28 protein-coding genes and 1 pseudogene are annotated in these 24,936 nt (G+C 74.1%); 10 read left to right on the top strand and 19 right to left on the bottom strand.

The window, feature by feature from the left end:
* Positions 1 to 164: 164 nt before the first annotated feature.
* From rpsO to truB, 3 genes are all read right to left on the bottom strand, one after another.
* Positions 165 to 434: a 30S ribosomal protein S15 gene (rpsO, locus tag M8C11_RS26020; protein ID WP_013284678.1), complete on the bottom strand. Its 270-nt coding sequence runs from the start codon at positions 432 to 434 to the stop codon at positions 165 to 167.
* A gap of 182 nt (positions 435 to 616) precedes the next feature.
* Positions 617 to 1,543: a bifunctional riboflavin kinase/FAD synthetase gene (locus tag M8C11_RS26015; protein WP_018785906.1), complete on the bottom strand. Its 927-nt coding sequence runs from the start codon at positions 1,541 to 1,543 to the stop codon at positions 617 to 619.
* 29 nt (positions 1,544 to 1,572) lie between these two features.
* Positions 1,573 to 2,457, bottom strand: a complete 885-nt coding sequence (truB, locus tag M8C11_RS26010) for a tRNA pseudouridine(55) synthase TruB (protein WP_252453946.1) — start codon at positions 2,455 to 2,457, stop codon at positions 1,573 to 1,575.
* Positions 2,458 to 2,565: 108 nt separating this feature from the next.
* Between truB and M8C11_RS26005 the strand changes: the two genes are divergently transcribed.
* On the top strand, positions 2,566 to 3,546 hold the full coding sequence (locus M8C11_RS26005; protein ID WP_252453944.1) for a hypothetical protein: 981 nt from the start codon (positions 2,566 to 2,568) through the stop codon (positions 3,544 to 3,546).
* A gap of 6 nt (positions 3,547 to 3,552) precedes the next feature.
* Here M8C11_RS26005 and M8C11_RS26000 read toward each other — a convergent pair whose 3' ends face one another.
* The 12 genes and pseudogenes from M8C11_RS26000 to rimP form a co-directional block, all read right to left on the bottom strand.
* Complete coding sequence (locus M8C11_RS26000; RefSeq protein ID WP_120571112.1) at positions 3,553 to 4,875, bottom strand: MATE family efflux transporter; 1,323 nt, start codon at positions 4,873 to 4,875, stop codon at positions 3,553 to 3,555.
* Between the two features lie 47 nt (positions 4,876 to 4,922).
* Entirely contained in the window at positions 4,923 to 5,432 is a 510-nt protein-coding gene (locus M8C11_RS25995) for an adenylate kinase (protein ID WP_252453943.1), read from the bottom strand.
* Between the two features lie 550 nt (positions 5,433 to 5,982).
* Positions 5,983 to 6,192, bottom strand: coding sequence for a DUF6186 family protein (locus M8C11_RS25990; RefSeq protein ID WP_030269837.1), 210 nt, complete (start codon positions 6,190 to 6,192; stop codon positions 5,983 to 5,985).
* Complete coding sequence (locus tag M8C11_RS25985; protein WP_145822828.1) at positions 6,192 to 6,599, bottom strand: hypothetical protein; 408 nt, start codon at positions 6,597 to 6,599, stop codon at positions 6,192 to 6,194. The genes M8C11_RS25990 and M8C11_RS25985 overlap by 1 nt, the downstream gene beginning before the upstream one ends.
* Before the next feature lie 143 nt (positions 6,600 to 6,742).
* Positions 6,743 to 7,759: a bifunctional oligoribonuclease/PAP phosphatase NrnA gene (locus tag M8C11_RS25980; RefSeq protein ID WP_252453941.1), complete on the bottom strand. Its 1,017-nt coding sequence runs from the start codon at positions 7,757 to 7,759 to the stop codon at positions 6,743 to 6,745.
* Positions 7,756 to 8,247 (bottom strand): 30S ribosome-binding factor RbfA, encoded by a 492-nt coding sequence (gene rbfA, locus M8C11_RS25975; RefSeq protein ID WP_252453939.1) that lies wholly within the window; start codon positions 8,245 to 8,247, stop codon positions 7,756 to 7,758. The genes M8C11_RS25980 and rbfA overlap by 4 nt, the downstream gene beginning before the upstream one ends.
* A 181-nt stretch (positions 8,248 to 8,428) precedes the next feature.
* Entirely contained in the window at positions 8,429 to 8,722 is a 294-nt protein-coding gene (locus M8C11_RS25970) for a DUF503 domain-containing protein (protein WP_043325814.1), read from the bottom strand.
* Between the two features lie 41 nt (positions 8,723 to 8,763).
* Complete coding sequence (locus tag M8C11_RS25965) at positions 8,764 to 9,807, bottom strand: TRM11 family methyltransferase (RefSeq protein WP_252453938.1); 1,044 nt, start codon at positions 9,805 to 9,807, stop codon at positions 8,764 to 8,766.
* 82 nt (positions 9,808 to 9,889) lie between these two features.
* Positions 9,890 to 12,901: a translation initiation factor IF-2 gene (infB, locus tag M8C11_RS25960; RefSeq protein ID WP_252453937.1), complete on the bottom strand. Its 3,012-nt coding sequence runs from the start codon at positions 12,899 to 12,901 to the stop codon at positions 9,890 to 9,892.
* Positions 12,902 to 12,994: 93 nt separating this feature from the next.
* Positions 12,995 to 13,331 (bottom strand): annotated as a pseudogene (locus tag M8C11_RS25955) (YlxR family protein).
* A gap of 15 nt (positions 13,332 to 13,346) precedes the next feature.
* Positions 13,347 to 14,390: a transcription termination factor NusA gene (nusA, locus tag M8C11_RS25950; protein WP_120571117.1), complete on the bottom strand. Its 1,044-nt coding sequence runs from the start codon at positions 14,388 to 14,390 to the stop codon at positions 13,347 to 13,349.
* Complete coding sequence (gene rimP, locus M8C11_RS25945) at positions 14,387 to 15,037, bottom strand: ribosome maturation factor RimP (protein WP_120571118.1); 651 nt, start codon at positions 15,035 to 15,037, stop codon at positions 14,387 to 14,389. Before rimP ends, nusA begins: the two co-directional genes overlap by 4 nt.
* A gap of 264 nt (positions 15,038 to 15,301) precedes the next feature.
* Here rimP and M8C11_RS25940 point away from each other — a divergent pair, with 264 nt between their 5' ends.
* The 6 genes from M8C11_RS25940 to M8C11_RS25915 all read left to right on the top strand — a co-directional run bounded on the left by M8C11_RS25940 (position 15,302) and on the right by M8C11_RS25915 (position 20,903).
* On the top strand, positions 15,302 to 15,751 hold the full coding sequence (locus M8C11_RS25940; protein WP_252453969.1) for a hypothetical protein: 450 nt from the start codon (positions 15,302 to 15,304) through the stop codon (positions 15,749 to 15,751).
* Positions 15,748 to 16,188, top strand: a complete 441-nt coding sequence (locus tag M8C11_RS25935; protein WP_120573921.1) for a ferritin-like domain-containing protein — start codon at positions 15,748 to 15,750, stop codon at positions 16,186 to 16,188. Before M8C11_RS25940 ends, M8C11_RS25935 begins: the two co-directional genes overlap by 4 nt.
* 69 nt (positions 16,189 to 16,257) lie before the next feature.
* Positions 16,258 to 16,839, top strand: a complete 582-nt coding sequence (locus M8C11_RS25930) for a PadR family transcriptional regulator (RefSeq protein ID WP_013284661.1) — start codon at positions 16,258 to 16,260, stop codon at positions 16,837 to 16,839.
* A gap of 19 nt (positions 16,840 to 16,858) precedes the next feature.
* The gene (locus tag M8C11_RS25925; RefSeq protein WP_252453936.1) at positions 16,859 to 17,590 is read left to right on the top strand and encodes an ABC transporter ATP-binding protein; all 732 of its coding nucleotides are present in this window, start codon (positions 16,859 to 16,861) and stop codon (positions 17,588 to 17,590) included.
* Complete coding sequence (locus tag M8C11_RS25920) at positions 17,587 to 20,268, top strand: FtsX-like permease family protein (RefSeq protein WP_252453935.1); 2,682 nt, start codon at positions 17,587 to 17,589, stop codon at positions 20,266 to 20,268. Before M8C11_RS25925 ends, M8C11_RS25920 begins: the two co-directional genes overlap by 4 nt.
* A 155-nt stretch (positions 20,269 to 20,423) precedes the next feature.
* Positions 20,424 to 20,903 (top strand): nitroreductase family deazaflavin-dependent oxidoreductase, encoded by a 480-nt coding sequence (locus tag M8C11_RS25915; RefSeq protein WP_252453934.1) that lies wholly within the window; start codon positions 20,424 to 20,426, stop codon positions 20,901 to 20,903.
* A 19-nt stretch (positions 20,904 to 20,922) separates the two neighbouring features.
* On the opposite strand, the gene M8C11_RS25910 is transcribed toward M8C11_RS25915, so the two are convergent.
* On the bottom strand, positions 20,923 to 21,168 hold the full coding sequence (locus M8C11_RS25910) for a type II toxin-antitoxin system RelE/ParE family toxin (protein WP_121685889.1): 246 nt from the start codon (positions 21,166 to 21,168) through the stop codon (positions 20,923 to 20,925).
* A 32-nt stretch (positions 21,169 to 21,200) separates the two neighbouring features.
* On the bottom strand, positions 21,201 to 21,470 hold the full coding sequence (locus M8C11_RS25905) for a type II toxin-antitoxin system prevent-host-death family antitoxin (RefSeq protein WP_121685890.1): 270 nt from the start codon (positions 21,468 to 21,470) through the stop codon (positions 21,201 to 21,203).
* A 67-nt stretch (positions 21,471 to 21,537) separates the two neighbouring features.
* Here M8C11_RS25905 and M8C11_RS25900 point away from each other — a divergent pair, with 67 nt between their 5' ends.
* A complete protein-coding gene (locus M8C11_RS25900) occupies positions 21,538 to 22,266 on the top strand; it encodes a nucleotidyltransferase domain-containing protein (RefSeq protein WP_121685891.1) in 729 nt (242 codons plus the stop codon).
* A gap of 27 nt (positions 22,267 to 22,293) precedes the next feature.
* Here M8C11_RS25900 and M8C11_RS25895 read toward each other — a convergent pair whose 3' ends face one another.
* Entirely contained in the window at positions 22,294 to 23,007 is a 714-nt protein-coding gene (locus M8C11_RS25895; protein WP_252453932.1) for a VIT1/CCC1 transporter family protein, read from the bottom strand.
* The gene (map, locus tag M8C11_RS25890; RefSeq protein ID WP_030269849.1) at positions 23,004 to 23,861 is read right to left on the bottom strand and encodes a type I methionyl aminopeptidase; all 858 of its coding nucleotides are present in this window, start codon (positions 23,859 to 23,861) and stop codon (positions 23,004 to 23,006) included. Before map ends, M8C11_RS25895 begins: the two co-directional genes overlap by 4 nt.
* Positions 23,862 to 23,955: 94 nt before the next feature.
* Between map and M8C11_RS25885 the strand changes: the two genes are divergently transcribed.
* Positions 23,956 to 24,267, top strand: coding sequence for an STAS domain-containing protein (locus M8C11_RS25885; RefSeq protein ID WP_244933058.1), 312 nt, complete (start codon positions 23,956 to 23,958; stop codon positions 24,265 to 24,267).
* 86 nt (positions 24,268 to 24,353) lie between these two features.
* Entirely contained in the window at positions 24,354 to 24,923 is a 570-nt protein-coding gene (locus tag M8C11_RS25880; RefSeq protein ID WP_252453931.1) for a GNAT family N-acetyltransferase, read from the top strand.
* Positions 24,924 to 24,936: the final 13 nt, after the last annotated feature.

Genomic DNA, 24,936 nt, shown 5'->3' with positions numbered 1-24,936 from the left:
CCGGTCTTCGATCGAAGCGCCCGGGGTGGCCGGCATCGTGCCGGGATTCCCGGGGGCCACTACCGGAGACCGGTGCTGACCGGCTCCCTCTCGGGTGTCGCGCGGCCGGGTTCTTCGGTGGTACTGCAACGGGGGAGCGGCCAGGCGGCCACTCCCCCGTCAGGTCATCGGCGCAGGCCGAGCCGCTCGATGAGCGACCGGTAGCGGTTGATGTCCTTCTTCTGGACGTAGTTGAGCAGCCGGCGGCGCCGGCCGACCAGCAGCAGCAGCCCACGGCGGCTGTGGTGGTCGTGCTTGTGCACCTTCAGGTGCTCGGTGAGCTCAGCGATCCGCTTGGTCAGGACCGCGACCTGCACCTCGGGCGAGCCGGTGTCGCCCTCGGCGGTCGCGTACTCCTGGCGGATCTTGGCCTTGGCTTCCTGGTCGAGCGCCATGTTCTCCCTGTTTCGTGGGTCATTCGATGAGGTCCGGAGCGGTCGTGGTGACCGGTGCAACGGACCGGTTCCTCGCACCCGCGGCGTCGTGCAGGCACGCGAGGCCCCCGTCGGTCAGCCGACGTCTTCGTCAGCCTACCAGCACCCGGGCCGGACGGCCGGTCAAGGTCGCCCCGCGCGGGTCAGAGCACCGCCCGGCGGGTGCGCTCCACGTCCTCGGCGATCTGGGCCACCAGTGGTTCGATCGCGTCGTATGTCCGCTGCTCACGCAGGTGCGCCACGAAGTCCAGGGCCAGCCGCTCGCCGTACAGGTCGCCGGTGAAGTCCAGCGCGTACGCCTCCACCCGCCGCTCCCGGCCGGAGAACGTCGGGTTGGTGCCGATCGACACCGCCGCCGCCAGAGGTTCGCCGTCGCGGCGCACCAGGCGGGCCGCGTAGACGCCGTCGGCCGGCACCGCCGCGTACCTGTGGGTCAGCAGGTTCGCGGTGGGGTAACCCAGCTCACGTCCGCGCTGGTCGCCACGGACCACCACGCCCTCGACGCGGTGCGGGCGGCCCAGCGCCGCGGCCGCCGCGCCCACGTCGCCCGCGTCGACGCAGGACCGGATGTACGTGGAGGAGAAGACGGTCCCCGCCTCGGCGACCAGCGGCGCGCCCTCGACGGCGAACCCGAAGGTACGGCCCAGCCGCTCCAGCAGCGGCACGTCACCCGCGGCCCGGTGCCCGAAGCGGAAGTTGTCGCCGACCACCACCAGCGCGGCGTGCAGGTGCGCGACCAGCACGTCGTGCACGAACGCCTCGGGTGGCAGCCGGGAGAACTCGACGGTGAACGGCACCACACAGAGCACGTCCACGCCGAGCGCCTCGATCAGCTCGGCCTTGCGCGCCGGCTCGGTGAGCACCGCCGGGTGCGAGCCGGGGCGCACCACCTCGGCCGGGTGCGGGTCGAACGTCACCACCACCGACTTGACGCCCAGCTCCCGGGCGCGCGCCACGGCGTGGCCGATGGTGGCCTGGTGCCCCCGGTGCACGCCGTCGAAGACGCCGATGGTGACCACCGAGCGTCCCCAGCCGCCGGGCGCCGCCTCGTACCCCCGCCACCGCTGCATGCCGTTCCTCCCCTGTCCGCCCGCGCCGTTCAGGCCGGGGCGAGCACGATCTCCGCGCGGGCCCGACCGTCCCGCTCGCTGACGATAGCGATCAGCCCGCCCGCCGGGTCGAAGACGGCGTACGGCCCGGTGATGCCGGCCGGCGCCAGCGGCCCGCCGTGGGACAGCACCCGGGTCTCGTCGGCGGTGGCGTCCCGGCGCGGGAAGAACCGCGCGGCGGCGGCGTCCAGCGGCAGGTTCACCACGTCCGGCGCGCGCTCCTCGAGCTGGTCGAGCGTGGCCGCCTCGGCCAGCGTGAACCCGCCCACAGCGGTCCGGCGCAGCGCGGTGAGGTGACCGCCGACGCCCAGGGCGGCGCCCGCGTCGCGGGCCAGGGCCCGGATGTACGTCCCGGACGAGCAGGTCACGTCCACGTCCACGTCCACCACGTCCGGGACGTCCCGGCGGATCGCCAGCACGTCCAGCCGTGACACGGTGACCCGCCGGGCGGGCAGTTCGACCGCCTCGCCGTCGCGGACCCGCTTGTACGCCCGCTGTCCGTCGATCTTGATGGCGCTGACCGCGCTCGGCACCTGGTCGATCTCGCCGGTGAGGGCGGCCAGCGCGGCGCGTACCCCGGCGTCGGTGACCGCGCCGGCCGGGGTGGTCGCGACCACCTCGCCCTCGGCGTCGTCGGTGACCGTGGACTGTCCCAGCCGGATCGTCGCGACGTAGCTCTTGCCGGCGCCGATCACGTACGTGAGCAGCCGGGTCGCCCGGCCCACCCCGATCACCAGGACGCCGGTGGCCATCGGGTCGAGCGTGCCGCCGTGGCCGACGCGCCGGGTACGCGCCAGCCGCCGGATGCGGGCCACGACGTCGTGCGACGTCATGCCGCCGGGCTTGTCGACCACGATCAGACCGTCTGTGCTCACGACCGCCAAGCCTGCCAGACGGCGCTGATCGGCCCTGCGGGGGATACCGCCCAGCTTCGGCGGGGTGTCAAGATCGTGCGCCCCCGACCCGTCTGCCCGGGAAGTCCGATGACCGATCACCGCCCCGCCCCCGACCCCTACCCCACCGGCCACTCGCCGGAGGACGAGCTGGGACGGGTACCCGACGACTGGCTGGACCGGTTGGAGCGGGAGATCCGGCCGAGTCTGGCCGTACGCCTGCGGATCTGGTGCCGGCGGCGCGCCCGCCGGCTGACGGCCGCGCTCGGCGTGGTGCTGCTGCTGGCCGCCGCGGCCGGTGCCACCGGTTACGGCTACCGGCAGCTCCGGCGTCCGGCAGCCGCGCCGTCCCCGGCGGTCACCGGCGCTCCGGCGACCGCGGGACCGACTGCCTCACCGGATGTCTTCGCCGGCACGCCGGCGGCGGACTGGCCGGCGGGGGCGGCCGGGATCGTGCTGCCACCGGCCCGGCCGACCGGCGGCTTCACCGGCGCCGAGGTGTCCGCCGGGCTGGCCCGGGTCCGCGCCGCCATGCTGACCGCCCGCCTGGACCGCGCGTTCATGACCGGCGGCAGCCCGGCCCCGCTGCTGCGTCACGTCGCGCCGGCTGCCCGGGAGTCGGTGCGGAAGGACTGGTCCACCGAGACGATCGCGACGTACGCGACCCGACTGGCCCCGGACGCCCGGCTCACCCCGGACCAGCCGCGGACGAAGGGCCGGTTCACCTACCGCGCCGTCCGGCAGGCCGACGGCGTACGGATGCTGGAGGTGACCAGCAACTTCGTCTGGGTCTACGGGTTCCGCGACCTCGCCTCCCGATCCGGTCACTCGGTGGTCGTGCTGCACGACGAGATCGTCTGGCGGCTGCCGCACGCCGGCGACGTGGCACGGGCGGACCGGGGGCTCTGGTTGCACCGGATGTCGAGCTACGGGTCGGGCGTGGACTGCGACGCCGTGAAGCTCGGGCTGATCCGCCCCGGCGGCCTGGACCCGGCCGGCATCGGCTCCCCCGAGGACCCCGACGCGCTGTACGACCCGGAGCACCCGATCGAGCTGCCGGTCTCCTGCTGACCGGCGTCAGCGGACCGCGCCGACCACCGCCCACGCGCCCGAGCGCATCCGCAGCAGCAGGCCGACCAGCCGCAGCACCACGAACAGCGTCAGCCCGGCCCAGATCCCGCCCAGCCCGAGGTCGAACCCGTAGGCCAGCCAGATCGCCGGCAGGAACCCGCCGAACGCACACACGATCGTGAGGTTGCGCAGGTAGCGCACGTCGCCCGCGCCGATCAGCACCCCGTCGAGCGCGAACACCACGCCGCCGATCGGCTGGAGCGCGACGAACCAGGGCCAGGCCGTCATGGCCTGCTCGCGTACCTGCGGATCGGAGCTGAACCACGACGGCACCACGCCGGCGCCGGCGGCGATCAGCACCGCGAAGGCCACGCCGCACAGGCCGCCGAGCAGCGCGACGCGGCGGGCCAGGAACCGCGCGCCCGCCGCGTCGCCGGCGCCGAGCGCGGCGCCGACCAGTGACTGCGCGGCGATGGCCAGCGCGTCGAGCACCAGCGCGGTGAAGAACCACAGCTGTACGGCGATCTGGTGCGCGCCGACCGCGGCGGCGCCGAAGCGGGCCGCGACGGCTGTGGCGGACAGGAAGCTGGCCTGGAACGCGACGCCCCGCACGAGCAGGTCCCGGCTGAGCACGAGCTGCTGCCCGATCACCCGGGGCCGGGGCCGCAGCGAGACCCGCTCGCGCACGAGCGCCGCCGCGAACAGCACCCCGGAGAGCGTCTGCGCGATCGCGTTCGCCACCGCGGAGCCGACCAGGCCCAGCCCGGCCGGATAGACCAGCAGCGGGCAGAGCACCGCGGAGAGCAGGTTCGGGCCGAGCACGAACAGCAGCGGGCGCCGGGTGTCCTGGATGCCGCGCAGCCAGCCGTTCCCGGCGGCGGCGAGCAGCAGGCCGGGCGCGCCGAGCGCCGCGATCCGCAGCCATCCGGCGGCGGCGTCGGCCACCTCGCCGGGACCGCCGACGAGGGTACGCGCCAGCGCGCCGCCGCCGATGCCGATGGCGACCGCCACCAGCACTCCGGTGGCGAGCGCGAGCCACGACGCCTGGACGCCCTCGGCCACCGCCGCGGCCCGGTCCCCCGCCCCGAACCGGCGGGCCGAGCGGCCCGTGGTGCCGTACGCGACGACGGTGCCGACCCAGGCGGTGAGCGTCATGACGGTGCCGCCGACGGCCAGCGCGGCCAGCGGCACCCGCCCGAGGTGACCGACCACCGCGGTGTCGACCAGGACGTAGAGCGGCTCGGCGGCCAGCACCACGAGGGCGGGCAGCGCGAGCGCGGCGATCCGCCGCGGCGAGGCGGTGACGGCGGGGGCGGCAGTGGTGCTCATCGCCGCCGATCCTGGCACGCCCCCAGTAAGGTCCGCAAGGCGCGGTACTACTTACCCACGTCGGCCAGGAACCGGGCCGTGTCACGGCGCCCCCGCAGGCGGCGCACCGGCAGCCCGGGGGCGTGCCCGGGCAGCGCGGCCAGCACCCGGGGCCGGGAGTCGCGGGGGTAACGCCAGACGTAGGGCAGGAAGTCGAGATCGAGCCGCTCCGGGCAGCCCTCGGGCCGGTCGGGGCGGACCGCGGCGCGATGCGCCCACCGGCGGCGGACGATCCGGACCATGCAGCGCAGCCGGGAGGTGTCGCAGAGCACCAGCAGGTCGGCGCGGGGCAGCCGCAGGTCGAGCGTGCTCGCGTAGTTGCCGTCCATCACCCAGGCCGGGCGGGCGGCGAGCGCGGCCACCTCGGCGCGGAAGTCGGCCGGGGCGGAGGCGGTCCAGCCGGGGCGCCAGTAGTGCCGGTCGAGGTGGATCAGGGGAAGGTCGAGTCGCCGGGCCAGTTCACCGGCGAGCGTGCTCTTGCCGGCGCCGGAGCTGCCGACCACGAGGATGCGTCTCACCGGGCGACGGTAGCGGCGCGCGGGGCGGCGATGCGTCCCGCGCGGCGGTGACGTCGGCGTCGGGCCGGGGTGTGGACCGCGGGCCCGGCCGGCGTCACCGCCGGACGGCGTACATCACTGACGGGTGTCCATCGAGGTCTGCAGCGCGCGGCGCATCTGCTCGCGCGCCTCGTCGGTGGTGGTCTCGGTCTGCGGCTTGCGCTTGCTGGGCATCTGAGGTCCTTCCAGGGTGCGGACCGCCGGGACGTGGCGGTCCTACGGGCGCCCGGCGCTCCGGCTCGGCGCGACGACGGGTCGCGCCGCGACCGGGAGTCGTCGGCGGCTGAGCGCCCGGCAGCGGTCCGGGATCACCGGAGCGGCTCGCCTGGCAGCGGGAGCCCGGGTCGGTCTGACCCTGGAGGGAGGCGAAGCCGGGTGCGGCACCACCGCCCGTGACCAGCGCCGCGAAGCGCCGGTCCCGCACCCAAATTAACGTTCACTTTCCAGATACTGCCCACTGTTCCCGAAATGCGGACAGATCAATGTCGTCGCCCCGGCCCGGCGAGAGCGGTCAACGGGCCAGGAAGTGCCAGCCCAGCCACCACCAGAAACCGAACAGCCCGATCCGGCCCACCGGCACCGGGCCCACCTCGTACCGCATCACGAACGCGCAGACGTCGGCCAGCGACGGGATCCGCGACCCCTCCCGGCGCGCGGCCCACTCGACGACGGCGAACAGCACGATCGAGACCAGGAAACCGCCGATCGCCAGTGCCCGCATCATCGGCGCACCAGTCCCCAGAACGCGGACAGCCACGCGAACCAGGCCGCCGAGCGGGCCAGGTTGTCCTCCAGCAGCGGATCGGCCAGCCGGGAGAAGGTGGGGAAGTCGTCCCCCGCCGCCATCACGAAGGTCGCCCCCTCGAAGACCCCGAAGACGGTCACCGGGACCAGCCACCAGAGCGCGACCGACGGCAGCCGGCGCGGCGCCGGACGCCGGGGCACCCGGTTGCTCAGGCCGACCCAGATCAACCCCCCGCCGGTGGTGAGGATGTAGAGGTTCGCGGCGGTCGAGAAGGACGGCATCTGGCCGCCGACCAGAGAGAGGCAGATCAGCACCGGCACGGAGACGACCGGCCGGTCCCAGGCCCGGGGCGCCTCGACGGTGAGCTCACGGGGATGATCCATCACCCGATTGTCCCCAGCGTCACGGACGGCGGAAAGGCTGGCACGCCTCGTAATCCCTGGAAAAGCCGCCGATCAGCTCACACTTCAGATCGCCGCCGCACCTCGGCACGGCAGAAATATCAGGGCAATTCCAGCCCTAAGGGCTAGAGCGTGCCGGTGGCCAGCTCGGCGCGGATCCGCCCGACCACCTCGTCGAGCGCTCCCCGGCCGGTGAAGCCGGCGGCGAACCGGTGCCCCCCGCCGCCGAGCGTCACCGCCACCCGGCTCACGTCGACAGCGCCCTTGCTGCGCAGCGACACCGCCCACTCGGCCTCGCCGGCCTGCTTCACCACACAGCTCACGTCCGCCTCGGCGGTGCAGCGCACCGAGTCGATCAGCGCCTCCAGCACGTACGCGGGCTGCTCGTGGCGGACCAGGTCGTCGCGGGTCGCGTACGTCCAGACGAGGCCGTGCCCGGCGGCGGCCGCCGGTTCCAGCGTGGCCCGGCCCAGCACCTCGCCGAACAGGCGGACGGCGCCGAACGGGCGGGTGTCGAAGATCCGCCGGGAGATGTCACCGGGCCGGATGCCGGTGGCGACCAGGCGCGCCGCCATCTCGTGCACGGCCGGTGTGGTCGCCTCGAAGCGGAACGAGCCGGTGTCGGTGGTCAGCGCGACGTACAGCCCGGTCGCCATCTCCGCGTCCAGCGTCACGCCGAGCCGGTCCAGCAGCTCCAGCGCGACCACCGAGGTGGCGGCGGCGTGCGGGTCGACCAGGCTGATCCGGCCGAACCCGCTGTTCGAGGCGTGGTGGTCGAGCACGAGCGACGTGCCCGCCGTGTCCAGCCGGTCCGCCAGGTCGCCCAGCCGGGACTCGCTCGCCGCGTCGAAGCAGATGACCAGGTCCGGAGCCGGGTACGCGTCGTCCTGCGGCACCAGCAGGTCCACCCCGGGCATCCACCGGAACGGCTCGGGCACCTCCGGCGGGCCGGGGAAGGTGGCCTGGAGATCGCGTACGCCGAGCCGGCGCAGGCCCAGCGCGAAGCCGAGCATGCTGCCCAGCGCGTCCCCGTCCGGGTTCACGTGGCAGACCAGCAGCACCCGCGCGTCGGCGGGGAGATCGCGTACCGCCGCGACGGCGGCCGCCCACGCGGTCTCGGTGGGCGCGGCCGCCTCGGTCACCGGCGCTCGCCGGCGCGCGGCTCGTCGTCGTCCTCGTCCTCCGCGGAGGCTTCCTCGGCGTCCTCGTCGTCCTCCTCGACCCGGTACGGCTGGGCGTCGCCCGCGTACGAGGACTTGGCGGCCAGCCGCTGCACCTCGGCGTCGGCGGTACGCGCGGCGGCGAGCAGGTCGTCGATGTGCTTGACCTGGTCCTGCACATCGTCAAGAACGAAGGTCAGCGTCGGCGAGTGCCGCAGCCCGAGCGCCTTGCCGACGGTGCTGCGCAGCATGCCCTTGGCGCTCTCCAGCGCGGCGGCGGTGCTCGCCTGGGCCGCCGCGTCACCGAGCACCGTGTAGAAGACGGTGGCGTCGCGCAGGTCGGCCGTGATCCGGGCGTCGGTGATCGTGATCATGCCGAGCCGGGGGTCCTTGATCTGGCTGCGCACCAACGACGCGACGAGTTCCCGGATGCGCTCCGCGTGCCTGCGCACCTTGGCCGGATCCGACATGTCCCCCACCTCCGGGATCACCTGTACCAATGACCGCACCGGATCACCAGGCGATCCGGGCCGTCGGCCGGAGACGGCGGGCGCGTGGGCGCCGCCGGGTCCGACCGCCCAACGCTGAAGAACACTACCCGCGCCCGGCCGGGCGTCGCGCGGCACGGCCGGAGTGCCGCGCGACGCGCCGTCAGTCGTCCTCGCCGTGCAGTCGACGGCGGACCGACAGCAGCTCGGTCTCCGGGCGGGCGGCGACCAGCCGCTCGCAGGAGTCGAGCACCTCGCGGACGTGGGCCGGCTCGGCGGCCACCACCGCCACCCCGATCTCGGCCCGGCCGTGCAGGTCCAGCGCCCCCACCTCGGCGGCGGAGACCTCGAACTTGCGCAGCGCGGCGACGATCGGCCGGACGTAGGACCGCTTGGCCTTCAGGGACCGGGAGTCACCCGGGAGCAACAGGTCGAACAGCGCGGTTCCGGTATACACGGCGAGCAACGGTACGCCGGGCGGCGCACCCCGGCACGCGATTAAGGCGCGACCGCCACCAGCACGTCCCGCTCGATCGCCTGGTCGACCCGGTGGGCGAAGTCACCGAAGCCGGGGCCGCCGAGCACCCGCAGACCGGCGTCGGCCAGCACCGCCTCCGCCTGCGCCCGCGGCGCCACGTGGGTGTTCCAGGACAGCCCGAGCGCGCCGCCCGGGCGCAGCAGCTCCCGCCACACCGGCACGGCGGCGGTGAGCAGCTCCAGCGGGCTGCGGGACAACCCCTGATCGGTACGGCTGCCGTGCGCCACCCCGTACGGCGCGTCGGTGACGATCACGTCCGCGCAGCGGGCGCGCAGCGCCTCGCGGGCCCGGGTGGTGTCGGTGTTCAGCACGGTGACGCGCTGGGTGGCCCCGGCCCGGTGCTCGTCCCGCGACGGCGCCAGCACCGCCTCGAAGCGGCGGGCCACCAGCTTGCGGTCCCGGCGCACCGACGTCGACTCGGCGGTGTGCTTGAGCCGCTTGCGGCGCAGCCAGGTGCGCAGGAACGCCGCGTACGCCTCCACGTCCTGACTGTCACGCTCGATGCCGATGCCGTCGTAGCCGTACATCAGCGCCTGGTTGAGCGTGGTGCCCCGGCCGCAGAGCGGATCCAGCACCACCACCGGCCCGTCCAGCATCCGCGGCGCGGCGGCGGAGGCGAGCACCGTGACGTTGAGCAGCAGCCGGGTGAACTGCTCGTTGGTCTTGCCGGCGTACTTGGGAATGGTGATCAGGTCGGAGTCGTACCGGGCCAGCGGACGCAACGGCACCGGGCGGAGCAGGTCGTCGCCGACGCGCTCGAACAGCGCGTACGCGGCCGACAGGTTCGCCAGGTGAGCCAGGTCCCGCTCGCCCAGCCCGGGTTCGGCGGTGGTGAACGTCAGGTACTCCACACCGCCGATCCCGGTCACCTCCGCGCCGGCCGGTACGACGTCGAGCACGCCGGAACCGGCGAACACGGCCAGTTCGGCGCGCGCCAGCCGGGCCGCCGCGTCGGCGTAGACGCGGTTGGCCGAGGGCGCGAGGAGCAGTGCGTACCGGATCACGCCGGAGATTGTCGCAGCCTGCGGAAACGGCGACGGCCGGGGCCCGAAGGCCCCGGCCGCCGACCGGTCGTACGCGTGGTTCTCAGGCGCGCGGCTTCTCGCGCATCTCGAACGTCTCGATGACGTCGCCGACCTGGACGTTGTTGTAGCCGCCCAGCGTCAGACCACACTCGAAGCCCTCGCGGACCTCGGTCGCGTCGTCCTTGAACCGCTTCAAGGAGCTGATCGTGAGGTTGTCCGCCACGACCGCCCCGTCCCGCAGCAGCCGCGCCTTGGCGTTGCGGCGGATGAGGCCGGACCGGACGATACAGCCGGAGATGTTGCCGATCTTGGACGAGCGGAAGACGTCGCGAATCTCCGCGGTGCCCAGCTCGACCTCCTCGTACTCCGGCTTGAGCAGACCCTTGAGCGCGGCGTCGATCTCCTCGATGGCCTGGTAGATGACGGTGTAGTACCGGATCTCCACGCCCTCGCGGTCGGCCATCTCACGGACCTTGTTCGAGGCCCGCACGTTGAAGCCGATGATCGTGACCGCCTCGGACGAGGCGCTCGCGAGCATGACGTCGCTCTCGGTGATCGCGCCCACGCCCCGGTGGATGATCCGAAGCTGGACCTCCTCCGGGATGTCGAGGTTGAACAGCGCGTCCTCGAGCGCCTCCACGGAACCGGAGACGTCGCCCTTGAGCACCAGGTTGAGCGAGGTCTTCTCGCCCTCCTTGAGCTGCTCCATGAGCGTCTCGAGAGTGGCCCGGCCACGGGAGTTGGCGAACGACGCCGCCCGCCTCCGCGCCTGCCGCTGCTCGGCGATCTGCCGCACGGTGCGGTCGTCCTCGGCGGCCAGGAAGGTGTCACCCGCACCCGGCACCGTGGTCAGACCCAGCACCATGACCGGACGCGCCGGGCCGGCCGAATCGACCGGCTTGCCGTTCTCGTCCAGCATGGCCCGGACCCGGCCGTGCGCCCCACCGGCGACGATCGAGTCACCGGCACGCAGGGTGCCCTTCTGCACCAGCACGGTCGCCACCGCGCCACGGCCCTTGTCCAGGTGCGCCTCGATCGCGACACCCTGCGCCGGCCCGTCGATCGGAGCGGTCAGCTCCAGCGACGCGTCGGCGGTCAGCAGCACGGCCTCGAGCAGTTCCTCGATGCCGATGCCGGGCTTGGCCGCCACGTTGACGAACATGGTGTCGCCGCCGTACTCCTCGGCGACCAGGCCGTACTCGGTCAGCTGCTGGCGGACCTTGTCCGGGTTCGCCTCGGGCTTGTCGACCTTGTTGACCGCGACCACGATCGGCACGTCCGCCGCCTTGGCGTGGTTGAGCGCCTCGATGGTCTGCGGCATGACGCCGTCGTCGGCCGCGACCACCAGGATCACGATGTCCGTGACCTGGGCACCACGGGCACGCATGGCGGTGAACGCCTCGTGACCCGGGGTGTCGATGAACGTCACCGCGCGGTCCTCGCCCTCGTGCGGGACGTGGACCTGGTAGGCGCCGATGTGCTGGGTGATGCCACCCGCCTCGCCGGCCACCACGTTCGCCTTGCGGATCGCGTCGAGCAGCTTGGTCTTACCGTGGTCGACGTGACCCATGACGGTCACCACCGGCGCACGGCTGACCAGGCGGTCCGCCGCGACCTCGGCGTCGAGGTCGATGTTGAACTGCGCGAGCAGCTCGCGGTCCTCGTCCTCCGGGCTGACGATCTGCACGTCGAAGCCGAGGTGCTCACCCAGCAGCTGCAGGGTCTCGTCGGAGCACGACTGGGTCGCCGTCACCATCTCGCCCAGGTTGAACATCTCCTGGACCAGCGAACCCGGGTTGGCGTTGATCTTGTCGGCGAAGTCCGACAGCGAGGCGCCACGGGACAACCGGACGACCTGACCCTGACCGCGGGGCGCGCCCGAGGACATGGTCGGGGCCGACAGGTTGTCGAACTCCTGTCTGCGCTGCTTCTTGGACTTGCGACCGCGGGTCGGCCGGCCGCCCGGACGCCCGAAGGCACCCGCCGCGCCGCCGCCACGGCCACGGCCGCCGCCACCGGGACGGCCACCGCCGCCGACCGGACCACCCGGACGGAAACCACCGCCGGGAGCACCGCCACCGCCGCCGGGACCGCCGCGGTAGCCACCGCCACCGCCGCCACCGCCGCCGGGACCGCCGCGGTAGCCACCGCCACCGCCGCCACCGCCGCCGGGTCCACCGCGGTAGCCACCGCCACCGCCGCCGGGACGACCGGCGCCGCCGCCGGGTCCACCACGACCGCCACCAGGGCCGCCGGGGCGGCCGGTGGTCGGGCGCTGGCTCGGCATCGAGGCCGGGCTCGGCCGCGGCGGCATCGACGCCGGGCTGGGCCGCGGCGGCATGCCGGCCGGGCTGGGACGGGGACCGCCCGCACCGGCGGCCGGGGGCCGCTGCTGCTGGCCGCCCTGGATACCGAACGGGTTGTTACCGGCGCCGCGCGCCGGCGGACGACCGCCGGGCCGGGCACCGGGGCCCTGACCCTGACCCGGACCGCCGGGACGACCGGCGGCCGGGGAACCCGGACGCGGCGGCATGGCGTTCGGGCCGGGACGCGGGCCGGGACGGGGACCGCCCTCGGCCGGAGGCTCCCGGCGTACGGTCTCGCGCTGCTGCTGGCGGGCGGCCTGGGCGGCCTTGACCGCGGCCTCCTGCTCAGCCTTGAGCGCGGCGGCACGCGCTTCGGCGGCCGCCACTTCGATGTCGTGCGCGCTCGCCGGCTTGGCGACCGGGGTCGCCGGCTGCGGCGGGCCGGGGACCGGGCCCTTGGGCTTCGGTCCAGGGGCCGGCGCGGCCGGGCGCCGGGGCGGCATCGGCTTGGCCGAGACCCGGGGGGCACCCGGGGTCGGGGTGGGCGTCGGGGTCGGTGCCGGGCCACTGGGCGCGGCAGCCGGCGGGCCGGCGGGCGCCGACGAACCGGCTACGAACGCGCTACGCAGCCGCCGGGCGACGGGCGCCTCGACGGTGCTGGACGCGGACTTCACGAACTCGCCCATTTCCTTGAGCTTGGCGAGAACGGTCTTGCTTTCGACCCCGAGCTCCTTGGCAAGCTCGTGTACGCGGGCCTTTCCTGCCACTGCACTCCTCACTCCGAGGTCGTGCGGGCAGCACCCGCAGCGACCTCACTCCTGCACTTGAAGCCTGGTCATTTCAGGGACTTCATCGTGTGCTCATGTCGGTCGTCCTACCTTGCTAGCGACCCTCGACCGGTCGGGCTTGACCGGTCGTCGGGGGTTGCGCGTCGACGTGCTCCGCAAGCGCACCGTGGTCGGGAACCCCGGTGAGGCGCAGTGCCCGCCCGAAGGCGCGGCGCCGCACCGCCTGCGCGAAGCAGGCCGGATCAGGGTGCATGTTCGCTCCCCGACCCGGCAGTCTGCGGGCCGGATCGGGCCGGAGACTGGTGTGACCAGCCTCGTCACCGATCGCGACGACCCGCAACAACTCGCTGGCCGGCGCTCGTTTCCGGCAGCCCACACAGGTGCGCTCCGGAATCGCGCGTCGTGCCACTGAGTAAGTCTACCCCTAGCCGCCGGAGATCGCGCCGCCCGGCTCCGGTACGTGATCAGCTCCGCCCCGGCTCTGCGGGGCCGCGGTCTCCGCGTCGGACCGGATGTCGATGCGCCAACCGGTCAGGCGGGCCGCGAGGCGGGCGTTCTGCCCTTCCCGGCCGATCGCGAGCGAGAGCTGGAAGTCCGGGACGGTCACCCGGGCGGTACGGGTGGCCAGGTCGACCACCTCGACCCGCAGCGCCTTGGCCGGCGACAACGCGTTGCCGACGAACGTCGCCGGGTCGTCCGACCAGTCAATGATGTCGATCTTTTCGCCGTGCAGTTCGCTCATCACGGCGCGGACCCGCTGGCCCATCGGGCCGATGCAGGCGCCCTTGGCGTTGACGCCGGAGGTGGTCGAGCGCACGGCGATCTTCGTACGGTGACCTGCCTCACGTGCGATCGCGCCGATCTCCACGGTGCCGTCGGCGATCTCCGGCACCTCCAGCGCGAACAGCTTCTTCACCAGCGCGGGGTGCGACCGGGACAGCGTGATCTGCGGGCCGCGCATGCCCTTGGCGACGTGCACGACCACGCAGCGGATCCGCTCGCCGTGCTCGTACCGCTCACCGGGGACCTGCTCGGACTGCGGCAGGACGCCCTCCAGCTTGCCCAGGTCGACGCTGACGATGCCCTTCTCGCGGCGGGTCTCGTGCGCCTGCACCACGCCGGTGACCAGGTCACCGTCGCGGCCGACGTACTCGCCGAAGTGCACCTCGTCGGTGGCCTCCCGCAGCCGCTGGAGGATCACCTGCTTGGCGGTCATGGCGGCGATCCGCCCGAAGTCGTGCGGAGTGTCGTCCCACTCCCGGGTCACCGTGCCGTCGGCGTCCAGCTCCTGCGCGTAGACCGAGGCGGCCCCGCTCTTGCGGTCGATCTCCACCCGGGCGTGCGGCTCGGCGCCGTCGGTGTGCCGGTAGGCGGTCAGCAGCGCGGTCTCGATCGCCGCGAGGATCGTGTCGAACGGGATCTCCCGCTCGCGCTCCAGGGCGCGCAGCGCCGCGAGGTCGATGTTCACCTCTCCTCGTCCTCCAGATCTTCGTCGTCGTCGGTGTCGTCACCGAAGTCCTCGTCGGCCAGGTCGTCCAGGCGGTTGAACTCCACCTGGACCCGGCCGGGCCCGAGTTCGGCGTACGGGTGTTCGGCGGGGCCGGCGTCGGTCTCCAGCACCACGCGTTCGTCGTCGGCGGCCGTGATCCGGCCGGTGAGCTGGCGGTCCCCCGCGTCACCGCGGACGGTGACCTTGACCAGCCGCCCGGCGTTGCGCCGCCAGTGCCGGGGCAGGGTGAGCGGCCGGTCCACGCCGGGCGAGCTGACCTCCAGCTGGTACTCGCCGGCCACGATGTCGCCGCCGGCCTCCTCGGCCGCGTCCAGCGCCGCCGAGACCGCGCGGGAGACGTCCGCCACGGCGTCCAGGTTGATCCCGCCGTCGGCGTCCACGATCACCCGGACCACGTGCCGCCGGCCGGCGCGGGAGACGGAGAGGTCCTCCAGGTCGTAACCGGCCGCCGTGACGACCGGTTCGATCACCTCGCGCAGCCGGTTGCGGCGGGCGGCGAGATCGCCGCGAGGTGCGCCGCTCCGGTCCGTGCCGCGGGGCCCGTCGGCCCGGCGGGGCCGCCCGGCGGGCCCCGTCGACCGGGTGGCACGGCCACGCTGCGTCATTGCGCGCACCTCTCCTGCTGTTGCCACGGCCCGCGGGCCGTGTTGTCCTCGGCCGGGTGCGGGCGATCGGCCCGCCATACCGGCGCGCCACCGGGGCGTCCGCGCCCGGTGGTTGCGCAGAGCGTAACGCTTGTGGCCGCCGACGGACCCGGCGGCGCACCGAGACCCTGCCCCACGAGGCGGCGCGGATGGTGTTGACTCTGTCAGGTGGGGATCGGCAGAACACCATCCGACCAGGTCAGAGCGGGGCATTCCCGGCGCTGGCTGCTGCGCGCCGGCGGGCTCGTGGCGCTCGGCGGCGCCACCGCGCCGCTGACCGGTTGTGATCTTTTCGACCGCGACAAGGAGCCACCGGAGCCGGACGCGCTGGAGCCGCTGGCCGCCGAGGCGCTCGCGCTGGAGGCCCGCTACCGGGCCGCCGCCACCGCCGCGCCGGCGCTGGCCGAACGGCTCACCCCGATCGCCGACGCGCACCGGGCGCACGCCGAGGAGCTACGCCGCGTGATCGGCCGTCCGGCGCCGTCCGGTGCCCCGGTGGCCGCCGGCTCGGCCAGCGCGCCCGCGCCCGACGCCGTGCTCACCGAGCTGCGCCGGGCCGAGCAGGAGGGCCGGACGAACGCGGCCCGGGCGTGCGCCGAGGCCCCGGCCGAGCGGGCCGCGCTGCTCGGTTCCATCGCCGCCGCGCGGGCGACCCATGTGGAGGCGCTCAAATGACCCCGACGACCGGGCCGGCCACCGCGCTCGCCGACGCGCTCGCCGCCGAGTACGCGGCGGTCTGGGCGTACGGGGTGATCGGCGTGCACCTGACCGAGGCGGCGCGTACGGCGGCCCGTGCCGCCGAGGCGGCCCACCGGTCCCGCCGCGACGCGCTGCTGCTCCAGCTCGCCGAGGGCTCCGGGCAGGTGCCCGCCGACCGGGCCGGGTACGCGCTGCCCTATCCGGTGACGGACCGGGCGAGCGCGCTGCGCCTGGCGGTGGAGATCGAGGAGCGGACGGCCGGGCACTGGCGGGCCGCGCTGCCGCACACCACCGGCGCGGACCGGAACACCGCGCTCGCCGCGCTCACCGACTGCGCGTTGCGCGCCACCCGCTGGCGGCGTACGGCAGGGGTGACGCCGGTCACCGTTCCGTTCCCGGGCCGCCCGGCCTGAGCGCGACGCCGGTCACCCGGCGGAACCCTCCGGTTGCGTAGCGCATACCAGGTATGCATACTCGCGGTCATGTCCATCCGTCACGGCCTGCTCGCCCTGCTCGAACGCGGCCAGATGTACGGCTACCAGCTCCGTGCCGCGTTCGAGGAGTCCACCGGGTCGACCTGGCCGCTGAACATCGGACAGGTCTACACCACGCTGGCGCGGCTGGAACGTGACGGGCTGGTCCGCCCGCTGCCGGAGAACGAGAGCGGGCAGCGGCCGTACGAGATCACCGACGCCGGACGCGCGGACCTGGCGCTGTGGTTCGCCACGCCGATCAGCCGCGCCGACCGCCCCCGCGACGAGTTGTCCATCAAACTGGCGCTGGCGCTGACCACCCCCGGCGTCGACGTGCGGTCGGTGGTGCAGACCCAGCGCACCGCCACCATGCGCGCGCTCCAGGAGTTCACCCGGTTGAAGTACACGAGCGACAAGCCGGAGGATCTACCCTGGCGGCTGGTGCTGGACGCGATGATCTTCCAGACCGAGGCCGAGGTGCGGTGGCTCGACCACTGCGAGACGAGCCTGGTCCGGCACCGCCCGGCGCCGATCCGGGCGGTCGACCACCCCGAGGCGGTGGACCGGGCCGGCGACGAAGCCCGCCGGTGACCCGGCACGGGAGGCGCTGATGGACCCAATCGACGGGGTGCTGGAGCTGCGGGACGTACGCCGGACCCACGGCGCCGGCGAGGCCGCCGTGCACGCGCTGCGCGGCGTGAGCCTGACCGTGCGGGCCGGTGAGCTGGTGGCGGTGATGGGCCCCTCCGGGTCCGGCAAGTCCACGCTGCTGGCGCTGGCCGGCGGCCTGGACCGGCCCACCGGCGGCCAGGTGGTGGTCGAGGGCGAGGCGCTGGTCGGGCTGTCCGCCCGCGAGCTGGCCCGGCTGCGCCGCCGCCGCATCGGGTACGTCTTCCAGGACCTGAACCTGCTCGGCAGCCTGACCGCCGTGGAGAACGTGGCGCTGCCGCTGGAACTGGACGGCACCGGCGTACGGGCGGCCCGCCAGCTGGCGCTGGCCGCGCTGCGCGAGGTCGACCTCGAAGACCTGGCCGACCGTTTCCCGGACCAGATGTCGGGCGGCCAGCAGCAGCGGGTGGCGATCGCCCGGGCACTCGTCGGCGAGCGCCGCCTGGTCCTCGCCGACGAGCCGACCGGCGCGCTGGACTCCCAGACCGGCGAGGCGGTGCTGCATCTGCTGCGCCGACGGGTGGACGCCGGAGCAGCCGGGGTGCTGGTCACCCACGAGGCCCGGCACGCCGGCTGGGCGGACCGGGTGGTCTTCCTGCGCGACGGGGTGATGGTCGACTCGACCGCCCCGCTGATCGGCGTCGACCACCTGCTCAGCGGCAGCAGCCGGTGACCGGCGGCCGCCTCGCCGCCGTACGCGGGTCGTGGCGGACCGCGCTGCGGATCGCCCGCCGGGAGGCCCGGCGGTCCCGCCGGCGCACGCTGCTGGTGCTGGTGATGATCGCGCTGCCGGTGCTCGGTCTCAGCTTCGCCGCGGTCAGCTACGACATGGGCGATCTGACCCGCGCCGAGCGCATCGAGCGCCAGCTCGGCGGCGGCGACGTCGCGTTGCGGTGGGACAGCCTCACCCCGGTGACGCAGGACGCCTGGGGGGAGTCGGCCTGGCCGGTCCAGGGCGAATGGGTCGGCCGGACCCGTCCGGCGACCGCCGAGGAGGTGCGCGCGCTGCTGCCCGAGGGCAGCCGGGTCGCCCGCACGCGCTGGTGGATGACGTTCTCGACGCGGGTCGGCCGGCACGTCGAGACGCTCGACGCGCGCGCCCTGGACCTGACCGACCCGCTCACCCGGCCGCTGGCCGAGATCCTCGACGGCCGCCCGCCGGTACGCCCGGACGAGATCGCGGTCAGCCCGGCGGCGCTGCGCCGGCTCGACACCCGCATCGGCGACCCGGTCCGCACCATCGACGGCGCCACGTACCGGGTGGTCGGGGTGGTGGAGTACCCGGACAACCTCCGGGACGTGGTCACGCTGGCCGGGGTGACCCCGGAGACCGCGGCCGGCAGCGACACCTGGCTGGTGGACCTGCCCGGCCCGCTCGACCCGGGGCTCGCCGACCGGCTGAACGCGCAGGGAATCCAGGTCGTCGTCCGTGACCCGCTGCCCGGGCGGCAGGAGTTCACCCGCGGCATGCGCGTACCGGACGCCGACGAGGCCGGCGTCATCGGCGTGGTCGGCGGGCTGGGCCTGCTGGAGGTGGTGCTGCTGGTCGGCCCGGCCTTCGCGGTGAGCGTCCGCCGCCGGCGGCGGGATCTCGCACTCGTCGCGGTGGCCGGGGGCGACGCCGCCCACCTGCGCCGGATCGTGCTCGCCGACGGGGTGGTGCTCGGCGCCGGCGGGGCCGCTCTCGGCCTGCTGCTCGGCATCGGCGCCGCGTTCGCCGGCCGGCCGATCGTCGAGCAGTACCTGCTCGGGGAGCGCCTCGGGGCGTACCGGGTCTTCCCGAGCGCGCTGGTGGCGATCGCCGCGACGGCGGTGCTGGCCGGGGTGCTGGCGGCGATGGCGCCGGCCTGGACGGCGGCCCGGCAGGACGTGGCGACCGGCCTGGCCGGCCGGCGCGACGCGAGCCGGCCCCGCCGCCGCTGGCTGCTGATCGGGGTGGCGCTCACCGTCGCCGGGACCGCGATGGCAGCGTTCGCCGCCGGCCGCACCTCGCAGACCGGTGTGCTGGCCGGCGTCGCCCTGGGCGAACTGGGGCTGGTGTTCTGCACCCCGACGCTCGTCGGCGTCCTGGGCCGGGCCGGCCGGCTGCTGCCGCTGACCCCCCGGCTCGCGTTGCGCGACGCCAGCCGCAACCGGTCGTCGGCCGCGCCCGCAATCTCGGCGGTGATGGCGGCGGTCGCCGGAAGCGTCGCGATCGGCGTCTACGTGGCGAGCGACGAGACCCGGTCGCGGGAGCTCTGGCAACCCGGCCTCCCGCCGGGGAACGTGCTGGTCACCTACTCCGGTGAGACCCCGGCGGACCCGCCGTCGGCCGAGGTCGTCGCCACCCGGGCCCGCACCGTCCTGCCCGACGCCGCTGTGGCGCCCGTCGCGGTCCCCGGCTGCTCCGGCAGCGTCCGGGAGAAGGACGACTGCGCCGCGTACGCGGTCGTTCCGCCCGAGCAGCGCTGCCCGTACACCTCCTCCGACCCGGTGATCCCCGACTCGGCCCGGCGCGATCCGCGCTGCGTGAGCCCCTTCCAGGAGCCGGTCGACGTCTACCTGCCGGCGCTCGTGGACGACGGCGGCGCGCTGGCCGCGCTCACCGGAGCGCCCGCCGACGAGCTGGCCGCCGCACGCCGGACGCTCGCCGCCGGCGGCGTGGTGGTCACCGACCCCCGGCGGGTGACGGACGGGCAGGTCCGGGTGGAGGTCAACTACAACTCCGGCGGCCCGCCCACCGGGCGTCTCCTGCCCGGGTACGCGCTGCGCGGCGGTCTCACGGTCGACCGGCTGGTGCTCTCCCCCGCCGCCGCCGACGCGCTCGGCCTGTCCGCCGTGCCGTTGGGCTACCTGCTGGACACCACCGGCTCGCCCACCGATCGGCAGGTCGAGATGCTGACCGACGAGCTGTTCGACGTCGGGCCCATGTCCGCGCAGGTGGCGACCGCCGACCCGCCGTCGGACCAGCGCCCGATGCTGATCCTGCTGGCCGTGGCCTCCGGGTTGATCACGCTGGGCGCCGCCGCGGTCGCCACCGGCCTCGCCGCGGCCGAGGGCCGCCGGGACCTGTCCACGCTCGCCGCGGTCGGCGCCGATCCCCGGGTACGCCGCCTGCTGTCCCTCTGCCAGGCCGGGGTCATCGCGGTACTCGGCTCGGCGCTGGGCATCGTCGCCGGGCTCGGCTCCGCCGTGGTCGTCCTGGCCGCGCTCAACCAGCGGTACGCGGAAGCCTGGCCGGTGCAGGCGCCGTACCCGGTGACGGTGCCCGGCGTGACGCTCGCCGCGCTGGTCGTGGTGCCGCTGGTGGCGATGGGCGGCGCGGCGCTGTTCACCCGTTCCCGCCTGCCGATCGAACGCCGGCTCGACTGACCCCCCGCCCCACCGGCCATGATCCACACCACTTCGCCGGAGTGGCGGCATCCCGGTGGGGTGGATGCCACCACTTCGGGGAAATGGAGTCGACCTTGGGGCGGACTGACCGTCCGAGGGGTGACGGGGCGCGGTGGGGGCGGCACACTTGTCGGATGTCAGCCCTGGGAACCCTCACCCGCCGCCTAGGTCACCAGCGTTGGTTCGGCGCCACCATGCGCCTGCTCGTCCCGGCCGACCGGCTGGTCGGGCGGATGACGAAGGGCCGCGTGGTCGCCTTCGGGCTCGTGCCCACGCTGGTGCTCACCTCCATCGGCCGCCGCTCCGGCAAGCCCCGCAGCAACCCCCTGGTGTACGTCCCCGACGGCGACGCCTACGTGGTGATCGGCTCTAACTGGGGGCAGCAGCACCAGCCGTCCTGGACGTTCAACCTGATGGCCCACCCGGGTGCCGAGGTGGACGTCAAGGGACGCCGGATCCCGGTCACCGCGGAGCAGGTCACCGGCGAGGAACGGGAACGGCTGTTCCAGCGGCTGGTGCAGGAGTGGCCCGCGTACCGCACGTACGTCGAGCGCGCCGGTGGCCGCGAGATCCGCGTGTTCCGCCTGGTCCCGAGCGGCAACCCGGCCACCTGAGCGCACTCGCCACGCCCGGTCAGAGCGCGTCGTAGACGTCGCTGCGGTGGCCGAGCTGCACCACTAGAACGATCAGTTCCTCGTCGCGGACGGTGTACACCACGCGGTAGGAGCCGACACGAATGCGCAGGAGGCCCGGATGCCCGACGAGCGCCTTGACGCCGGCAGGCCGAGGTTCGGCGGCGAGAGCGGCGATCGCGTCGATGAGGCGAGCCTGCACCGGACGGTCGAGCTTACGGAGGAGCTTGGCGGCTGCGCGCTCGATCTTGACGGTGTAGCCGGGTGGCGGCTGCCCGCTCACAGGCCCAGCTCTTTGCGTAGGTCGGTGAGGGAGATGGGCGCCTCGCCCGCATCCAGACGGGCCAGGGCGGCTCGGGCGGCCTCGACGTCGATCGCGTCCTCGGCGCGTTCGATCGCCTCGGCGAGGTCCGCCGGGACAATGGCAGCCAGCCGCTGCCCACGACGAGTGACGTAGGTGATGCGGCCGGCGTAGTGAGCACGTGAGACGACATCCGCGAGATTCTCGCGAGCGTCGGAGATCGGAAGCTCGGCAGCAGGCTCGGTCATACCTGAAGCGTACAGCTCGTACGAGTCGTACAACTGGAACTGACGATGTTGCGGATTGGCGGTGGCCTTGGCCGGCGAACGAGACGCCGAGCGGCGTCTGGACGATCCACGGTGGCAGGTGGCCGAGCGGGTCGGTGACGCCGTTCTGCGGCGGTTCCCGGCCGACGTGCTGGCGGTCGCCGTACACGGTCCGCTCGCGCACGGCGACGACGACGGCGGCGGGGACCGCGAGGTCGGCCTGCTGGTCGTCACCTACCGGCCAGGCGCCGGGCCGCCGCCCGCCACCCGGCGGGTGGACGGGGTGCTCGTCGACCTCACGGTGGCCGGGGCGGACGACTACCTGCGCCGGGCGACGACGATCACGTCCCGCTGGCCGCTGGCCGCGGACCGGTACGTCACCACGCGCGCCCTGCACGATCCGACCGGCTGGCTGCGGAAGCTGCGCGACGAGCACCTGGCGCGGCTGGCACGGGCCCGGCCGGCGGAGTTCACGAGCGCGGCGCGGCAGGCGTGGTACCGGGGCAGCGCGGCGCACGCCCGGGCGTTGCGGCTGGCCGAGTGGTACGAGACGGACCAGGCACTGCTCATGCTCGGCGAGGCACGGCTGGCCGCCGCAACCGTGCAAGGGCTGTTCAGCCGCACCTACTTCCGCGACCCGGGGGACGCGGTGCGGCGTACCGGGCTGGCCGGGGCGGACATGACCGAGGTGGGCGCGGCGCTGACCCGCCAGGCCGAGGAGCTGGCCGCCCGGGGGCGCCCGGTCGACGGCACGATCGACGACCTGCTGTCCGGCTGACCGCTGACGGGCGCGGACGGCTCAGCGTCAGCCGATGCCGCCGACGCCGATCAGCGCGCCGATCAGGTAGGTGGCGCCGGCCGCCAGCGCGCCGAGCAGCAACTGCCGCAGGCCGCTGCGCCACCAGGCGCGGTTGGTGAACCGGGCCACGACCGCACCGGCGACGAAGAGACCGACGCCGCCGACCGCGAGCGCCAGCCAGAGGCTGGTGAAACCGAGCAGGTACGGCAGCAGCGGCACCAGCGCGCCGATCGAGAAACAGATGAACGACGAGATCGCGGCGGCCCACGGACTGGGCTGGTCGTCGGGGTCGACGCCCAGTTCCTCCCGTACGTGCACGCGCAGCGCCTCCTCGGGGTTGGCGCGTACCGCCTCGGCGACCTGCGTCGCCAACTCGCGGGACAGTCCACGGGCGACCCACGCGTCGGCCAGTTCCCGGGCCTCGGCCTCCGGGTGGCGTTCCAGCTCGCGCCGCTCCTTGGCCACCTCGGCGGCGACCTGCTCGTTCGCGGACCGGACGCTCGTGTACTCGCCGAGACCCATCGAGATGGCGCCGGCCACCAGGCCGGCCGTGCCGGTCAGCACCACGCTGCGCGGGGACACCCCGCCGCCGCCCACACCGGCGATCAGCGCGATGTTGGTGACCAGGCCGTCCATCGCGCCGAAGACGGCCGGACGCAGCCACCCGCCGGAGACGTCCGCGTGGTGCGCCTCGCGCAGTGCCGCGGGGGTGTCGGTCACGGCAGCGTCAGGATCTCGTAGCCGTCGTCGGTCACGACGATGGTGTGCTCGAACTGGGCCGTCCACCGGCGGTCCTTGGTGACCACGGTCCAGCCGTCGTCCCACATGTCGTACTGGTAGGTGCCGAGCGTGATCATCGGCTCGACGGTGAACGTCATCCCCGGCTCCATCACGTCGGTGGGGCGCGGGCTGTCGTAGTGCGGCACGTAGAGGCCACTGTGGAACGCCTCGCCGATGCCGTGCCCGGTGAAGTCGCGGACCACGCCGTAGCCGAAGCGCTTCGCGTACGACTCGATCACCCGGCCGATGACGTTGATCTGCCGCCCCGGTGCGATGGCCTTGATGCCGCGCATCATCGCGGTGTGGGTCCGCTCGACCAGCAGGCGGGCCTCCTCGCTCACCTCGCCCACGCAGAACGTGGCGTCGGTGTCGCCGTGCACGCCGTTCAGGTACGCGGTGACGTCGACGTTGATGATGTCGCCGTCCTGGAGCACAGTGGTGTCGGGGATGCCGTGGCAGATCACCTCGTTGAGGCTGGTGCAGCACGACTTGGGGAAGCCCCGGTAGCCGAGCGTCGACGGGTAGGCGCCGTGGTCGCAGAGGAACTCGTGCACGACCCTGTCGATCTCGTCGGTGGTCACCCCGGGCTTGCAGTGCTCACCGGCGAGCTGGGTGGCCTGGGCGGCGAGACGCCCCGCCACGCGCATCTTCTCGATGGTCTCCGGCGTCTGCACGTGCGAGCCGCGCCACTCCTGCGGGCGCTTCTTACCCACGTACTCCGGGCGCGGGATGTGGGCGGGAACCGCTCGCCACGGGGAGAGCGTGCCGGGGGTCAGCGGCGCACGGACGGTCATGGCGCAAGCCTATCGCCGGGGCCGGTGTGCCCCCCGCCACAGGCCCGCCGGGGAGGTTGTTGCCGTGCCGCAAACGCTGTGCCATTGTTGCTCCGTGGATCAAGGGGGCGCGGCGCCCGTCTTCTCCGTGACCGCCCAGGTCGACGGCGACCAACTGCGCGTCCAGGTGACCGGCGAGGTCGACATGGCGACCGCCGACACCATGTTCCAGACCGCGCTCCGCGAGCCCGCCAAACGGCTGGCGCTCGACCTGCGGGCGGTCACCTTCTTCGACTCGGCCGCCATCCACGCGGTGGTCCGGCTCGCCCAGCGGTACCCGGACGCGCTCACCGTGCTGCCGTCCCCGCAGGTCCGGCGCGTGCTGGACATCTCCGGCCTCGGCGACCAGGACTGGCTGGCCGACTAGCCGGCGACGCGGCGGGCAGTTCCCCCCGCGTGAACGTCGTCGGCACGGGACAGCGAGCGGCCCGGCCCGTCGCTACGGTGCGGAGGATGGACAGCTTCCATCCGTCGATGGCCGGCGTCGTGCACGAGGCACCCGGCTCGACCGTACGACTGCGCCCGGTGACCGAGGACGACCTCGCGATGTTGCGCCGGTTCGCCGTCGAACCCGGCCTGGTCGGGCTGGACTGGGCCGGCTTCCAGGACGCCGCCGCGCCGGCCCGCCGATTCGCCGAGGACGGCTATCTCGGCGAGAAGGTCGGCGGCCTGATCGTCCAGGTCGAGCCCCCGGACGTACCGGTGGGCTTCCTCAGTTACCTGCAGCGCGAGAGCGGTGGGCGGGCACCGTACTGGGAGATCGGCATCGTGCTGCTGCCCGAGTGGCGCGGCCGCGGTCTCGGCTGGCGGGCCCAGGCGTTGCTCTGCGACTACCTGTTCAGTCACACCCCGGCGCAGCGCATCCAGGCCGGCACTCATCCGGAGAACGCCGCCGAGCAGCGGTCGCTGGAGAAAGCCGGTTTCCAGTTGGAGGGGATCCTGCGGTCCTGCGAGTTCCGGGCCGGCGCCTGGCGTGACGGGTGGCTCTACAGCCGGCTGCGCGACGACCCGTCACCGCTGTGACCGGTAGGCGCCC

The organism is Micromonospora sp. CPM1 (genome assembly GCF_023896895.1).
Taxonomy (GTDB): Bacteria; Actinomycetota; Actinomycetes; order Mycobacteriales; family Micromonosporaceae; genus Micromonospora; species Micromonospora tulbaghiae.
This window is presented reverse-complemented; position numbering and strand designations above follow the sequence as displayed.

Coding starts and splice junctions, on each gene's coding strand:
- rpsO (WP_013284678.1), bottom strand. CDS start 434: ATGGCGCTCGACCAGGAAGCCAAGGCCAAGATCCGCCAGGAGTACGCG.
- M8C11_RS26015 (WP_018785906.1), bottom strand. CDS start 1,543: ATGCAGCGGTGGCGGGGGTACGAGGCGGCGCCCGGCGGCTGGGGACGC.
- M8C11_RS26005 (WP_252453944.1), top strand. CDS start 2,566: ATGACCGATCACCGCCCCGCCCCCGACCCCTACCCCACCGGCCACTCG.
- M8C11_RS26000 (WP_120571112.1), bottom strand. CDS start 4,875: ATGAGCACCACTGCCGCCCCCGCCGTCACCGCCTCGCCGCGGCGGATC.
- M8C11_RS25990 (WP_030269837.1), bottom strand. CDS start 6,192: ATGCGGGCACTGGCGATCGGCGGTTTCCTGGTCTCGATCGTGCTGTTC.
- M8C11_RS25985 (WP_145822828.1), bottom strand. CDS start 6,599: ATGGATCATCCCCGTGAGCTCACCGTCGAGGCGCCCCGGGCCTGGGAC.
- rbfA (WP_252453939.1), bottom strand. CDS start 8,247: ATGTCGGATCCGGCCAAGGTGCGCAGGCACGCGGAGCGCATCCGGGAA.
- rimP (WP_120571118.1), bottom strand. CDS start 15,037: ATGACGCAGCGTGGCCGTGCCACCCGGTCGACGGGGCCCGCCGGGCGG.
- M8C11_RS25935 (WP_120573921.1), top strand. CDS start 15,748: ATGACCCCGACGACCGGGCCGGCCACCGCGCTCGCCGACGCGCTCGCC.
- M8C11_RS25930 (WP_013284661.1), top strand. CDS start 16,258: ATGTCCATCCGTCACGGCCTGCTCGCCCTGCTCGAACGCGGCCAGATG.
- M8C11_RS25925 (WP_252453936.1), top strand. CDS start 16,859: ATGGACCCAATCGACGGGGTGCTGGAGCTGCGGGACGTACGCCGGACC.
- M8C11_RS25915 (WP_252453934.1), top strand. CDS start 20,424: ATGTCAGCCCTGGGAACCCTCACCCGCCGCCTAGGTCACCAGCGTTGG.
- M8C11_RS25905 (WP_121685890.1), bottom strand. CDS start 21,470: ATGACCGAGCCTGCTGCCGAGCTTCCGATCTCCGACGCTCGCGAGAAT.
- map (WP_030269849.1), bottom strand. CDS start 23,861: ATGACCGTCCGTGCGCCGCTGACCCCCGGCACGCTCTCCCCGTGGCGA.
- M8C11_RS25880 (WP_252453931.1), top strand. CDS start 24,354: ATGGACAGCTTCCATCCGTCGATGGCCGGCGTCGTGCACGAGGCACCC.